The following is a 13,789-nucleotide window of genomic DNA, read 5'->3' as shown; positions in this document are numbered from 1 at the left end:
GGGTTGCGGCGCTTAATCGGCTCGGCCTGGCAGTTCAACTACGGTTGTGGCCACGCACTTCAGCCCAGCTACAGAATCGGCGGCCACCTTCGCGGCATCGGTTTCATTATAAGCCCTTCCCTCATGAAAAACCTGTTGCTGGTCGCGCCCCTGGCCTTGGCCTTTTTCGGCCCCGCCGCCCACGCCCAAACCGCGCCCGCCGCGTCGTACCACCTACTCAATACCATCAGCATTGGCGGCGAGGGCGGCTGGGACTACCTCAAAGTGGACCCCGCCGGCGAGCGCCTCTACGTGTCGCACGGCACGCGGGTGGAGGTGGTCGACTTGAAGACCCGTAAGCTCATCGGCACCATTATGGATACGCCAGGTGTGCACGGCATTGAAGTGGTGCCGGGCACCAATCGCGGCTACATCACCTGCGGGCGCAACAACACGTGCGTGGTGTTTGATGTGAAGACTCTGAAGCCCATCGGCGCGCCCATTCCTACCGGCCCCAAGCCCGATGCGCTGCTGTATGATGCCTATTCGAAGCGGATATTCATTTTCAGCAACGATGGTGGCAAAAGCACTGTGCTCGACGCCAAAACCGGGGCCATCGTGGGTGCCGCCGAGCTGGGCGGCGACGTGGAAGAAGGCGTGAGCGACGGCCACGGCACCATCTTCGTCAACATCGAGAACAAGAGCGAAATCGTGGCCTTCGACGCCAAAACCCTGGCCGTGCGCCACCACTACCCGCTGGCCCCCGGCGAAGAGCCCACCGGCCTGGCCTACGACGCCAAAACCAACCGCCTCTTCAGCGGCTGCGCCAACGAGAAGCTGGTGGTGACGGACAGCAAAACCGGCAAGCAAATCGCCGTGCTGCCCACCGCCAAAGGCACCGACGGCACGGGCTTCGACCCCGCCACCCGCAACATCATCACTTCCAACGGCTCGGGCACCTTCACCGTGCTGCACGAGGATGCGCCCGGCAAGTACGCGGTAGTGGGTAGCGTGCCCACCGCGCGCGGCGCCCGCACCATGAGCATCGACCCGAAAACCGGCCACGTCTATACCGTGACGGCTGATTACGGCTCCACGCCGGCCCCCACTACCGAGAACCCGCGCCCCCGGCCCAGCATTGTGCCTGGTACGTTCCGGGTGCTGGAGTTTGGGCGGTGAGATGGGATAGGGAATAAGGTTCAACACTGCGGACATTACTGATTCATGCCCAATTCTTTCTGGTCCCGCCTGCGCCATGCCCTGCGAGCACACAAGATGGTGCTGCTGGCCCTACTGGCTGGGCTGATAATGCCCTGGGTGGTGTTCGTGAACGTGGCCGAGGACATTTGGGAGTCCGGCGGCTTTATCGGCGATAAGCAGATTCTGGCGTTTCTGCACGCCCATGCCACCCCGGCGCTCGACCAGCTGGCGCTGGCCCTCACCGCCGCCGGCGCCCCCCTGCCCATGGGCGTGTTGGCCGTGCTCATCACCGTGGGGCTGGCCGTGTGGGGCGTGCGCCGGCAGGCGTGGTTTTTTGGCCTGTCGGTGGGCGGGGCCATGGCCCTGAATCTGCTGGTGAAAGTGCTGTTTGCCCGGCCCCGGCCCGCGCTGTGGCAAAGCCTGAAGCCGGCGTTTTACTACAGCTTTCCGAGCGGGCACGCCATCGGGGCGGCGGCCATGGGGTTTCTGCTGTGGCAGTGGCGCGGCCGGTGGCCGGCCTCGGCGCTGGGGGCGCTGTTTGCCCTGGCCGTGGGCTGGAGCCGGGTGTACCTGGGCGTGCATTTCCCGTCCGACGTGCTGGCCGGCTGGACCGGCGCTGTGGGCTGGGTGGCGGGGCTGCACATGCTGTTTTCGCCCGAATTCCACCAGCTGCGGCAGTTCTGGCGCGAAAGCCTGCACCACCGTTTCCCCAATCTGGTGTCGCCGTCGGATGAAACGCAAAGCGCCCCGGCCTAGCAGCTAGCCCTAACCCAAGTCTGGAGTCGTTGCGCCGGTCCGCCCGCCCTATGCGGTCTGACCGGCGCAACGACTCCGTATTCGATTAACCACAAGGGCCTGCCCGCATTGTTACTTGCCGGTGCATTCTTTTCGGTTGCCTGCTTCTATGATTGCATCCCCGCACTCCGTTCCAACCACGCCAGTGCCAGCCCCCGGAGCCCTGCGGCTCACTGTGCTGGTTGCGGCCATCACCTTTGGCTGGCTGGCCTTTGCCGTGCTGCGCTTCGGCGGGTTGCTCTGGGATGCGCCCGTGCTGGAATTCTGGCACCGCCACGCCACGCCGGGGCTGGATAATGCGGCCGTCCTGCTCACCATCATCGGTAATACCTGGCCGATGGTGGGCCTCGGGGTGCTGGTATTTCTGGGGCTGCTGTGGCGGCGGCAGGGGCGGGCGGCGGCGCTGTTTTTCCTCTCAGTAGGCGGGTCGATGCTGCTCACGCAGGTTATTAAGCCGCTGGTGGCGCGGCCCCGGCCGGCGCTCTGGGCCAGCATTCGGCCCGAGCATACGTTCAGCTTCCCGAGCGGGCACGCCATGGATACGGCGGCCATTGCGGCGGCGCTGGTGCTCCTGGTGTGGGGCCGTCGGGGGCGCGGGTGGGTTTGGGGGCTGATGCCGTTGTTTGCGCTGGCCGTGGGCTGGGCGCGCATGTACCTGGGCGTGCACAACCCGTCGGATGTGCTGGCCGGCTGGGCGGCGGCCGTGGCCTGGGTGGCAGCGGTGCATTGGGTGGCGCTGCGCCGGCCACGCCAGTAGCTTAATGAATTGTATTTAAGCTTAGTATGGCGCGTCGGCCTCGAACCAGACGCAGGGCATTCCTTCAATCAAAAACTCCTCCGGCTCCTCGCGCAGGCCAATTTTGGTGAGAATGCGGCGCGAAGCCACGTTGTGGGTGTCGGCGTAGGCACAGATGCGGGGCAGGTGCAGCACATCGAACCCGTAGTCGAGCCAGGCCCGGGCCGCCTCGAAGCCGTAGCCCTGCCCCCAGAAACGCGGCAAAAACCGGTAGCCCAGGTCGTAGAAATCGTGCCGGCCGTTGATGGGGCTGGCCACCAGTTTCAGCCCGGCCCAACCCATGAACTCGCCGGTTTCGCGCAGCACCACGGCCCAGCGCCCGATGCCGACGGCAGCATACTGGGCTTCGATGTAGGCAATGGTCTGGGCGCTTTGGGTCAGCGTGCTTACCATCTGCCCGCCAATGCTGCCGAGGTAGCGGTGCACGGCCGGGTCGGAATCGAGCGCAAACATCCCGGCCGTGTCGGCAGGGGTGAGGGGGCGGAAGTGCAGGCGGGCGCTATCGAAAGGCAGCATTGGGAAGGAGTAGTAGCACATGCTTTAGCTTGTGCATCGTGAGCGCAAATGTACTGTGCTAAATCAGCCGCCCGTACCGGCCGGTGCGGGCGGCTCCGTACCCGCCGGGCAGCGGGCCGGATTCACCCCCAATGCCGGAGCCGTTACCGAAGCAGCGGCAAGGCATCGTACCTTCATCCACTGAAAGTAAAAGCTGGGCCGGCAAACTACGGCTCAGGTTATAAGCCCGTCAGGCGCATGTTCCCGGTAGCCACAGCCGGAGCGTTTGCTGTTCGGGTGCGTGTTGTTCAACTATTCTGGTCTTCCCTCAGCGCTGTTTTTTTCGTGATAAGACAAAGTATTTCTGCACCATGTTGCCCAAACCGACTGCTTCCCCTTACGCCGCCGTTTTCATCGATTTTGAAAACGTCTATTACTTCCTCAAAAACCACTTTCACGACCCGCCCGACCTCAACGATATCTGCCTCGATATCATCCGCACCCTGCGCGAGCAGCTGAGCGCCAAGGGCCTCGACAGCCTCATCAGCTACGCCTACGCCGACTTTGAGCGCCTGGCCACCGCCCCCCAGGGCGCGCTGTACCTGATGGGCGTGAGTACCCGCAACGTGCTGGGCACCGACCACAAAAATGCCGCCGATATGCAGCTCTGCATCGACGCGCTGGAGGTGATGTACACCCGGCCCGATATCGGCACGTTCGTGCTCGTGGCCGGCGACCGCGACTACATTCCCGTGCTGCAGCACCTGCGCCGGCAGGCCCGGCAGGTGCTGGTGGCCGGTTTCCGCGAGTCGGTATCCGGCGATTTGCTCCAGAATATCGGTTCCGCGCAGTTCATCGATGCCCGCGACTTGCTTGCGCCCGAGCGCGTGGAGCAGCTCGAAAAGCGCCGCACCGACCGCCAGCGTACCCTGGAGGAAAGCCGCCGCCTGCGCGAGCAGGGCATGGCCGGCGTGCCCTCGGCTGCTGCCCTGGCCGCCCGCGCCGACAGCGCGGGCGAAGTTGCCGCCGTGCCCTTGCCCAAAGTAGCGCCCGTGCCGTCGGCCAGTGCCCCGCGCCCCGTTTTGCCGGTGCCAGCCCGGCCTTTTGTATCGCGCGACGAAGTATCTGAATTTGCCCCCGTCCGCCGCCTGGCCACCGACACCGAGCGCCGGACGCTGGCCTTCATGCTGGCCGAGTTTCAGAAGCTCGAAGCCAAGCAGCAGCGCCGCGTGACGGAGCTGTGGCTGGGCCCGTTTATGCGCCTGCTCACCGACGAGCTGCCCGAGCTGCCCGACTACGAGCGCCGCGACCAGCTCAACAAGCTGCGCGATGCCGGCACCATCCGCATCGAGAAGCGCGAGGGCGAGCCGCACCCGTTTTCCGTCATCGTGGTCAACTATAGCCACCCCGACGTGCAGGAGCTGCATCCCGGCGAGGAGTAGCATCTGGCGGCTGCACAACTCCTTTTGGCCTGAAATGTTTGTTATTAAATCACGTATAAATAAATGCCAAAATTTTGTTCATCAATAAGTTAACATCCTTGCGGCGGATGCGTTAGTAGGGTATAAATTCACCTAACTAATCTTCTTTTTCCCATGGATAACAGCACCACATCGCAAAGCAGCCAGGGCACCAGCCAGCTCGACGCTACCCTCAATGCCCTGCAAGGCGGCCTGGCCGCCGCCGCCGGTGCCGCCGGCCCCAACATTGCCGGCTGGATTAAAACCCTGCAAGGCAATACGCAACTCTCGGGCATCAGCTCGGAGCTGCAAAACCTGCATGATTCGTTGCAGAGCGGTGCTTCTGACACCGGCGCTCTGGCCCAAAGCCTGAGCACCCTCGGCGAGCACACCACCAAAGCAGCTGCGCAAGCCACCCCCGATGCCCAGGACAAGCTGCGCCAGCTCGGCCAGGCCCTGAGCACGGCCGCCAGCCAGCTGAAGGGCTAACCCAACGGCCCCGACAAGCAAACGGGCACTCCGGAGATTCCTCCGGAGTGCCCGTTTGCTTGTCGGGGCTGCCGCCGTTGAATAGCATTTTGCCTGTTTGGCTGCGTATCTTCGCGGCTGAAAGCAGGCCGGTCGGATGTTCCATTCGTGGCCTCGTTGCCGTACCAACCCATCTCTAAATTTGCCCCATGAGCTTTTTCACTGAAGCAGAATCCAGCATTCGCTTGCTGTTCGATACCAACAACGCCGGCTTCCAGGTAGACCCCGGCAAGGGCATCAGCCATCTCGAAAACTGGATTCAGCACCTGCGCAACATCGACCAGCCGGCTACCCGCCTCATGGTAGCCGAGCTTGAAACCCTGCGCAACCACATCAGCAACAACAACGCTGCCGGCATGTCGCAGGCCTTCCAGAACCTCGGCGAGATGACGGCCCAGGCCGCCCTCACTACCCACAATTTCAGCGGCGAAGGCGACAAAGCCCGCGAGTTCAGCCAGAAGCTGATTTCGGTGGCCGGCAATCTGCGCCACATCGCCGGCTCGCGGGTAGCGCAGCACTAAGCTACGGTTAACGTAGCGGTTGGGTTGAAGAAGCCCAAAAGCAAGAACGTCATGCCGAGCGTAGCCGAGGCATCTCGCGTGTGGTAGTAATTAACGTCGTTGAACGATTGAGTTACTACTACACGCGTTATGCCTCGGCTACGCTCGGCATAACGTTTTTTTTCTGACTGCTAATACCCCAGGGCCGTGTCATCGCCGCGCGGGTCGGCACCGCCTTCCAGCATGCCGTCGGGCAGGATGTGGATGATATCGAGCTTGCCCCAGGGCAGGCGCGGGTTGAGGTGGTAGCCGCGGGCGCGCAGCGTATCCTGGGCCACGGGCAGCAGGGCTCCGGCTTCCACGTCGATGATATCGGGCAGCCACTGGTGGTGCAGGCGCGGCGCGGTCACCACCTGCTGGGCATTCAGGCCGTAATCAACAATGCCAATGATGCTTTGCAACACGCTGGTAATGATAGTGCTGCCGCCGGGCGTGCCGGTTACCAGCGCTACCTTGCCGTTGCGGGTGAGGATGGTGGGCGTCATGCTGCTGAGCATGCGCTTGCCGGGCGCGATGGCGTTGGCGGTGCCGCCCACCAGGCCGTAGGCGTTGGGCACGCCGGCTTTGGCCGAGAAGTCGTCCATCTCATTATTTAGCAAAAAGCCCGCGCCGGGCACCACTACTTTGCTACCATAGGCCCCGTTGAGGGTGGTGGTGCAGCTCACGGCATTGCCGAAGGCATCGACGATGCTGTAGTGGGTGGTTTCGTCGCTCTCGTAGCCGGGTAGTTTGGCCCCAGCCGCCACGGCAGCGCTGGCGGTGGCGCGGCCTTTGGGGCGCATGGAGGCGGCCCGCTGGCGGTTATAGTCCACATCGAGCAGCTTTTGTACGGGCACGAAGCCGAAATCAGGGTCGCCGAGGTAGGTGGCACGGTCGGCATACACGCGCCGCTCGGCTTCGGTGATGTAGTGCACGGCCAGGGGTGTGTGGTAGCCGGCCTGGGCCAGGTCCACGGGCTCCAGCATTTGCAGCATCTGCAGCAGGGCCACGCCGCCCGAGCTGGGCGGCGGCATGGTAATCACGTCGTAGTCGCGGTAGTGGCCGCGCAGGGGCTCGCGCCACTTGGCCTTGTAGTTGTCGAGGTCGGCCTGGTTTACGAGGCCGCCGCCGCGCTTCATTTCGCTGAGCAGCAGGCGGGCGGTTTCGCCCTTGTAGAAGCCGGCGCGGCCCTGGTCGCGCACGCGGGTGAGGGTGCGGGCCAGCTCGGGCAGGCGCAGGGTGTCGCCGGCCTGCCACTCGCCGCCGCCGGGGCGTAGGTAGGCCGGGGAACTGCCGGGGTTGTATTTCTGGAAATCGGCGCGGTTGCGGTTGAGGCCGGCCGCCTCCTTGGCCGTGAGCGGGAAGCCCCGGGTGGCCAGCGCCACGGCCGGCTGCACCAGCGTGGCCCACGAAAGCTTACCCAACTGCTTGTGCAGCGTAGCCATGCCGGCCACGGTGCCGGGCGTGCCCACGGCCAGCGGGCCGGCGGTGCTCAGGTCGGGCACCACGTTGCCCTGCTTATCGAGGTACATATCCCGCGTGGCGCCAGCGGGGGCCGTTTCGCGGAAATCGAGCGAGCCGGCCGAGCCGTTGCGGTCGCGGTAGAGCAGGAAGCCGCCGCCGCCGATGTTGCCGGCCACGGGCAGGGCCACGGCCAGCGCAAACTGCACGGCCACGGCCGCGTCGTAGGCGTTGCCGCCGCGCTGGAGAATCTGGGTGCCGATTTTGGAGGCTTCGGGGTGGGCCGATACCACCATGGCGTAGCGGGCCAGCCGGGGGGCGGCGGCCTTGGGCGGCGGCGTGCCCAGCGACCCCTCGAAGGCCCGCGAGGTGGACGTGACCGGCCGCTCGGACGAGCAGGCCAGCAGCAAGGCCAGCGGAATGGTCAGGAGACGGTATCTCATATTGGGCAAAATAACGCCATATTTCAGCGGATTGCTATTGCCGGACCGAAATTGCCTGCCAGCACGTATAATTTGCCGCCGAGCCGCCGCCGCTGCTGGGCCGGCAGTTGCGGCGCGTTACTTTTGGCCTAAACCTTCCCGCATCATGGCTACGTCGAAATCCACTGCATCCGCCGCCCCCAAGGCCCGCCGCCCGGCCCCGCTCGCCCTCGTGAAAAACGACGCCTGGCTTGCGCCCTACGAACCCGTGCTGCGCCAGCGCCAGGCCCGCCTACAGGCCCGCCTGGCCGAAATCGAACAATACCACGGCTCTTTAGCAAACTACGCCACCGCCCACCAGCAGTTGGGCCTGAACCACGACGCCGGCCGCCGGGGCTGGGTGTACTGCGAGTGGGCTCCCGGGGCCGATTACCTGTCGCTGGTGGGCGATTTCAACGGCTGGGACCGTGGAGCCAACCCGCTGCAAAAGCTTGATTTTGGGGTGTGGGAAGTGTTTTTGCCCGATGCCGAGTATGACCAGCGCCTGGCCCACGGCAGCCGCTACAAAGTGCACGTGGTGACGGCCGCCGGGGGTAAAGACCGCCTGCCCGCCACCGTGCGCCGCGTGGTGCAGGACGAGCACACCAAGGACTACGCCGCCCAGGTGTGGGAGCCCGCCACGCCCTTTACCTGGTCGGACCAGAAATTCAAACCCACGAAGGCGGGCAAAGAGCCCCTCATTTACGAGGCCCACGTGGGCATGGCCACCGAAGAGGGCCGGGTGGGTACCTACCGCGAATTCGCCGAAAATATTCTGCCCCGCATTGCGGCCGGCGGCTACAACACGGTGCAGCTGATGGCCGTGATGGAGCACCCGTACTACGGCTCGTTCGGCTACCACGTCTCCAATCTGTTTGCCGCTAGCTCGCGCTTCGGCACGCCCGAAGACCTCAAGTTTCTCATCAATGAAGCCCACGGGCTCGGCATTGCCGTGCTGCTCGATATCGTGCACTCGCACGCCGTGAAAAACGAGGCCGAGGGCCTGGCCGATTTCGATGGCTCCGGCAACCTCTACTTCCACCAGGGCGAGCGCGGCAACCACCCCGGCTGGGACAGCAAGCTCTTCGACTATGGCCGCCCCGAGGTGCAGCAGTTCCTGCTTTCCAACCTGCGCTTCTGGCTCGAAGAATACCACTTCGATGGCTTCCGCTTCGATGGCGTGACCAGCATGCTCTACCACCACCACGGCGAGGGCGTGGCATTTATGAGCTACGACAATTACTTCGGCCCGGCCGCCGACGAGGATGCCATTCTGTACTTACAGCTGGCCACCACGCTGGCCCACGAGCTCAAAAAAGGCAGCATGCTTATTGCCGAGGACATGAGTGGCCTGCCCGGCCTGTGCCGCCCCATCAAAGAAGGCGGGATTGGCTTCGATTTCCGCCTGGCCATGGGCATTCCCGATTACTGGATTAAGCTGCTCAAGCATACGCCCGACGAGAACTGGCCCCTTAGCGACCTCTGGCATACCCTCACCAACCGCCGCGCCGGCGAAAAAACCATTGCCTACGCCGAAAGCCACGACCAGGCCCTGGTGGGCGATAAAACGCTGCTGCACTGGCTGATTGATGCGAGCATCTACACCCACATGCACGCCGCCGATGGCGACCCCATTGCCGCCCGGGGCGTGGCCCTGCACAAGCTCATCCGCCTGCTCACGCTGGCGGCGGGCGGCGAGGGCTACCTCACCTTCATCGGCAACGAGTTCGGGCACCCGGAGTGGGTCGATTTCCCCCGCGAGGGCAACGACTGGAGCTACCACTTCGCCCGCCGCCAGTGGAGCCTGGGTGACAACCCGGAGCTGAAATTCCACCAGCTGGGGGAGTTCGATAAGGCGATGATTCACCTGGCCAAAGCGCAACACCTGCTGGCCGCCGGCCCCGCCGTTTTATTGAAGCACGACGAGGAAAACAAAGTGCTGGTATTTGAGCGCGCCGGGCTGGTGTTCGTGGTCAATTTCCACGTCGAAAAAAGCCTGACCGACTACCGCTTCTGGGTGACGGAGGAAGGTAAATATCGCGTGGTACTGTCGTCCGACAACAGCCGGTTCGGCGGTTTCGACCGGCCCGACGAGGCGTTTGAGTACGAGACGTATGAGCACCAATTGAGCCTGTACGTGCCGAGCCGGGTGGCGCTGGTGCTGGCGCGGGGGTAGCACTTGGAAGCTCTAGGTAGTAGCGCGCTTATTTATATCACCGTAAAGATGAACCTTGTTGTCTGGGGCTAAGGCATGCTTTTATGCCCGAAGAATGGGCGGTGGTGCTACTCTGCTTCCACTTGCAAGTGCGCCGGTACGTCGAGTATGGTCCGCTGCCGGGCATATTCTTTCCTGCTGTATGGCCCGTAAACCGCATCCGAGGCTTTCACCAGAATAAAGTACTGCAAGTCTTGTTGTTTCATGGGGATGGCTTTGCTAGCCGCGGAAGCAGCGAGTGGTTGCCTCACGGCTAGAATGAATCGGCGGTTCGAGTTGATGCCCTTCAGGTCGCCGTCAATCCGGATGTGGGAAAACAGGTACTTATGCGCCGATTTGTACACTACGGGTCCGCCTGGGTACCCCACATCGACTGCTTCGTACCGGGGCAAGTAGTAGTACCCCTCTCCAAGTTCCTGTTTATCGGCTCCCCACTGGGAAAAAAACAGCCCGGAGTGAAGCGCGGCGCACACGACAACAAACCACTTTTTCATCTTGTCCGAAAGGTATGACCCTCATTTTGATAAACCAGCGCTTGTAAGCTATTCAAATAGTGTCTGCTGCTAAATAGAGTTCAGTAAACTGGGGTTAACCGAACGCCGAACGAATGGAGACGAGGTAGCTTGCCCACAGTAGCAGGGGCAGGAGAACCAAGCCCCGTTTTAGCCACGGATGCGCGGGGAAGGCGAGCCCGGCAACGAGGCGCGTTCGCAACGCCCGCACCGTGTAGTAGCTGCTGACCAAGACGAGTACGGCAGGCAGTAGCCCCAGGGGCATCAACCAGTGCCAATGCCATTCCATCAGTACGCCCCGGAGAAACATCACGCTGTAGGGCAAGAGCAGGCCACAGCCCAGGGCACCTAGCCAGAGCCCGACCCGGGGACTGTACACGAGAACGGGGGCCGCCATTGCCGAGAGCACTAAGGTTCCGACGAGGGCCAGAACCGGGACGGGGCTAGCAAACCCGGCCGAGACGCCGTAATAGAGCATCACCAAGTAAAAACTCAACAATGCCGCCAGCAGGTAGGCCATGTAGATGCGCATAGGGCTTGCCGGGGAAGGGGTTCGAGCTTTCTTACTGCGGCCCCGTTACCGAAAGCAAAGGAACCCTCAATTTCCTAAACAGGTGTTGGCTGGTGTTTGTAAGCCATGTGAATGCGTTCCAACGTTCAGCTAGAGTTTAAGGAACTGGTTCACCTTTCAACGTTCACGAAAATCGCTTTGGAGATGAGTTTCGTGAACTCATTCAAGTTCGGTTCCGGCTGATGCGTTGGGCAGTTTGCTTTGTTCCGGGGGGTATCGATGCGGTAGCCAAACAGCTGCTTCCCCAGTTCCAGCACCACTGCCGTTTTGGCGGGCAACTGGAGCGACGCAACGCTGCTCAGACTCTCGCCCGTGAGCACGTTGCGGGCCTTCGTGAAGCCGGCCATGCGCTCCGTGAACCAGGCGGTGGGCAGGCTGGCGGGCTTGTCGGTGGTGTTTGAGGCGACCATTACGGTGCCGGTAGCATCGTAGCGGAAGTATACGTAGGGGCCATCCTGCGGCAGGTACTGCATCAGCTTGCCGGAGTGCAGCGTTTTATGGTCGCGGCGGTAGGTGACTAGTTTTTTGCGAAGGCGAAAACCTCGTTTTCGCGGGCCGAGCGGCCGGCGGCGGTGAATTTATTCTCCGCATCACCGGGCCAGCCGCCGGGGAAATTCTTGCGCACCTCGGCATCGGTGGGGTCCTTGAAGTTCTTCATCAGGATTTCGGTGCCGTAGTACATACTCGGGATGCCGCGGGTGGTGAGCAGCCAGGTAAGGCCCATTTTGTAGCGGTCAAAATCGTCGCCGATGACGGACAGGTACCGGTCGTGGTCGAAGTTGTCGAGGAAAGTGACGAGCTTATTGGGGTTCTCGTACACCACGTCCTGAGCCAGGGTCTGGTACAGGTGCTGCGCGCCGCCGTCCCAGCCGGTGGCGGCTGGCGTGCCCACTTCTTTCAGCGCACCTAGCAGGCCGCCTTCGAGCACGAAATCGAGCCCGCCGGGCTGGTTCGACTTGAAGGGGAAATCAATTTTATTGCGGGTGTAGTAGGCCTGGTCGATGACGTTATTCACCGACGACTCGCCGAAGATGTGCAGGCGCGGGTACTCGGCCAGCAGCGCCGCGTTGCAGCGGTTCATAAAGGGCTGGTCGTTGTACATGTAGGTGTCGATGCGGTAGGCGTCGATGCCGAAGTTCTCCACGTTCCAAAGGGCGTTTTCAATTAAGTAGTTGGCCACGTAGGGGTTCTGCTGATTGAGGTCGGGCAGGAAGGGCACGAACCAGCCGTCGAGGGTTACGCGCTTGTCGTTGGGGGCGGCGTGCGGGTCGGTGATGGGCTGGTATTTGTAGGTGGTGTTGGTGTAGGTGGGCCACTGGTGCAGCCAGCTTTTCATGGGCAGGTCCTGCAAAATCCAGTGAGTGTTGCCCACGTGGTTGTACACGGCATCCTGGACCACTTTGAGGCCGGCGGCGTGGGCCTGCTGCACGTAGGCTTTGTAGCCCGCGTTGCCGCCGAAGCGCCGGTCCACGTTGTACTGGTCGGTGAAACCGAAGCCGTGGTAGGAGGCGCGCATGGTGCCGCCTTCGTTGGTGAGGGGCTGGTTGTTTTCCGTCACCGGGGTCAGCCATACGGCCGTGGCCCCTAGCTCCTTGATGTGTAGGGAAAGTGCTGGGCCACGTCGGCCAAATCGCCGCCGTGCCGGAAGAAGGGATTGGCGCGGTCGAGGTTGGTATCGCGCATGTCGGCGAACTTGTCGTTGCTCGGGTCGCCGTTGGCGAAGCGGTCAATCATGGCCTCGTAGATGAAATCCGTGTCGGTCACGCCCTGGCCTTTGGGCGACTTGTCGCGGGCCCGGATTTCCCAGGTCTGCATGATGGTCTGGCTGCCTTTTTTGTCGGTAATCTGCACCCGGCCGGGCTTGGCCGTGGGGCTGATAACGAGGTCGAGAAAAGCGTAGTTGGGATTCTCAACGGTGTTGATTTTCAACAGCTTCACGCCGGGGTAGTTGATGCTGTAGGCCAGCGTGCCCGCGGCCGGCCCGTGCATGAGCACCTGCACGCTGGGGTTTTTCATGCCCGCTCACCAATTGGTGGGGTTCACACGGTCGATGGCGGCGGTTTTGGCATTGGCGAGGTAGGGTAGGAGGGCCAGCAGCGGCAGCAGGAAGCGGTTTTTCATGGTGGGATGGTTGATTTTTAGAACGTCATGCTGAGCGCAGTCGAAGCATCTCCACCGCAATAGTAAATAATTGCGTTGCCCGGTAGAGATGCTTCGACTGCGCTCAGCATGACAGCCTTTCAAGTATGTTCTAACGTGTCGTTCTACGGACGCTTGCGCCCCTGGCCCAGCAGCTCCACGGTTTCGGCCAGGCGTGTGGCGCGGGTTTCGGGCCGCTTGGCCCCTTCCAGCCAGCGCACGAACTCGCGCTGGTGGGTGTAGGCCAGCTTGGCAAAGTAGGCGGCGGCCTGGGGGTTTTTGACAAGCTGCTCGGCGAGGTCGGCGGGGGCTTCCATTTTGCGCTCCACCACGTCGCGCGAAAGGGTCACGCGCACCGTGTCGCCGATGGTTTTATCCACCGCTTTGCGAATTTGCTTGAGGACGTGCAGGGCGTGGTGGCCGTCGCCGAGGGGCGTGATGCTGCCCTGATAGGGGTAGCCGTCGAAGGTGACCTGCACAGGCACCCGGCCGCGCGTACCGAATACTTCGGGCACCGAAAAAGGAATAACGACGAACACGCCGCCATCGCCATCGCCGGCTTCCAATACGGCTTCAAATTCGTGTTCAGGCTGCATATGGGGCGGAGTTTGGGGAGTTGAAAAAGGGCTTGTTTCAGC

The 13,789-nt window shown here is 62.7% G+C and carries 15 protein-coding genes; 7 read left to right on the top strand and 8 right to left on the bottom strand.

What is annotated here, in order from left to right; translation table 11 throughout:
• Positions 1-123: 123 nt before the first annotated feature.
• The 3 genes from KQ659_RS14620 to KQ659_RS14610 all read left to right on the top strand — a co-directional run bounded on the left by KQ659_RS14620 (position 124) and on the right by KQ659_RS14610 (position 2,731).
• Positions 124-1,158, top strand: a complete 1,035-nt coding sequence (locus tag KQ659_RS14620) for a YncE family protein (RefSeq protein WP_216688328.1) — start codon at positions 124-126, stop codon at positions 1,156-1,158.
• Between the two features lie 45 nt (positions 1,159-1,203).
• The gene (locus KQ659_RS14615) at positions 1,204-1,935 is read left to right on the top strand and encodes a phosphatase PAP2 family protein (protein ID WP_216688329.1); all 732 of its coding nucleotides are present in this window, start codon (positions 1,204-1,206) and stop codon (positions 1,933-1,935) included.
• A gap of 184 nt (positions 1,936-2,119) precedes the next feature.
• A complete protein-coding gene (locus KQ659_RS14610) occupies positions 2,120-2,731 on the top strand; it encodes a phosphatase PAP2 family protein (protein ID WP_216688330.1) in 612 nt (203 codons plus the stop codon).
• A 21-nt stretch (positions 2,732-2,752) separates the two neighbouring features.
• Here the strand turns inward: KQ659_RS14610 and KQ659_RS14605 are convergent, their stop codons facing one another.
• Complete coding sequence (locus KQ659_RS14605; protein WP_216688331.1) at positions 2,753-3,286, bottom strand: GNAT family N-acetyltransferase; 534 nt, start codon at positions 3,284-3,286, stop codon at positions 2,753-2,755.
• Between the two features lie 350 nt (positions 3,287-3,636).
• Here KQ659_RS14605 and KQ659_RS14600 point away from each other — a divergent pair, with 350 nt between their 5' ends.
• The 3 genes from KQ659_RS14600 (at position 3,637) to KQ659_RS14590 (ending at position 5,774) form a co-directional block, all read left to right on the top strand.
• On the top strand, positions 3,637-4,707 hold the full coding sequence (locus KQ659_RS14600) for an NYN domain-containing protein (RefSeq protein ID WP_216680384.1): 1,071 nt from the start codon (positions 3,637-3,639) through the stop codon (positions 4,705-4,707).
• Between the two features lie 153 nt (positions 4,708-4,860).
• Positions 4,861-5,214: a hypothetical protein gene (locus tag KQ659_RS14595; protein WP_216680385.1), complete on the top strand. Its 354-nt coding sequence runs from the start codon at positions 4,861-4,863 to the stop codon at positions 5,212-5,214.
• 188 nt (positions 5,215-5,402) lie between these two features.
• Positions 5,403-5,774, top strand: coding sequence for a hypothetical protein (locus KQ659_RS14590; protein WP_216680386.1), 372 nt, complete (start codon positions 5,403-5,405; stop codon positions 5,772-5,774).
• 170 nt (positions 5,775-5,944) lie between these two features.
• On the opposite strand, the gene ggt is transcribed toward KQ659_RS14590, so the two are convergent.
• A complete protein-coding gene (gene ggt, locus KQ659_RS14585; RefSeq protein WP_216686268.1) occupies positions 5,945-7,696 on the bottom strand; it encodes a gamma-glutamyltransferase in 1,752 nt (583 codons plus the stop codon).
• A 145-nt stretch (positions 7,697-7,841) separates the two neighbouring features.
• Between ggt and KQ659_RS14580 the strand changes: the two genes are divergently transcribed.
• A complete protein-coding gene (locus KQ659_RS14580) occupies positions 7,842-9,890 on the top strand; it encodes an alpha amylase C-terminal domain-containing protein (protein ID WP_216688332.1) in 2,049 nt (682 codons plus the stop codon).
• A gap of 107 nt (positions 9,891-9,997) precedes the next feature.
• On the opposite strand, the gene KQ659_RS14575 is transcribed toward KQ659_RS14580, so the two are convergent.
• The 6 genes from KQ659_RS14575 to KQ659_RS14560 form a co-directional block, all read right to left on the bottom strand.
• Positions 9,998-10,423 carry a hypothetical protein gene (locus KQ659_RS14575; protein ID WP_216688333.1) on the bottom strand — a complete coding sequence of 142 codons (426 nt, stop codon included), beginning with the start codon at positions 10,421-10,423 and terminating at the stop codon, positions 9,998-10,000.
• 94 nt (positions 10,424-10,517) lie between these two features.
• The gene (locus tag KQ659_RS14570) at positions 10,518-10,973 is read right to left on the bottom strand and encodes a hypothetical protein (RefSeq protein WP_216688334.1); all 456 of its coding nucleotides are present in this window, start codon (positions 10,971-10,973) and stop codon (positions 10,518-10,520) included.
• Between the two features lie 149 nt (positions 10,974-11,122).
• Positions 11,123-11,485, bottom strand: a complete 363-nt coding sequence (locus tag KQ659_RS21885) for a cyclomaltodextrinase C-terminal domain-containing protein (protein ID WP_332875073.1) — start codon at positions 11,483-11,485, stop codon at positions 11,123-11,125.
• 44 nt (positions 11,486-11,529) lie between these two features.
• Positions 11,530-12,570 carry an alpha-amylase family glycosyl hydrolase gene (locus tag KQ659_RS21880; protein WP_332875072.1) on the bottom strand — a complete coding sequence of 347 codons (1,041 nt, stop codon included), beginning with the start codon at positions 12,568-12,570 and terminating at the stop codon, positions 11,530-11,532.
• A gap of 26 nt (positions 12,571-12,596) precedes the next feature.
• Positions 12,597-13,028 (bottom strand): cyclomaltodextrinase N-terminal domain-containing protein, encoded by a 432-nt coding sequence (locus tag KQ659_RS21875; protein WP_332875071.1) that lies wholly within the window; start codon positions 13,026-13,028, stop codon positions 12,597-12,599.
• A gap of 248 nt (positions 13,029-13,276) precedes the next feature.
• Positions 13,277-13,747, bottom strand: a complete 471-nt coding sequence (locus KQ659_RS14560) for a YdeI/OmpD-associated family protein (RefSeq protein WP_216680393.1) — start codon at positions 13,745-13,747, stop codon at positions 13,277-13,279.
• Positions 13,748-13,789: the final 42 nt, after the last annotated feature.

The sequence above is a fragment of the Hymenobacter siberiensis genome (assembly GCF_018967865.2).
In the GTDB taxonomy this organism is placed as follows: domain Bacteria; phylum Bacteroidota; class Bacteroidia; order Cytophagales; family Hymenobacteraceae; genus Hymenobacter; species Hymenobacter siberiensis.
This window is presented reverse-complemented; position numbering and strand designations above follow the sequence as displayed.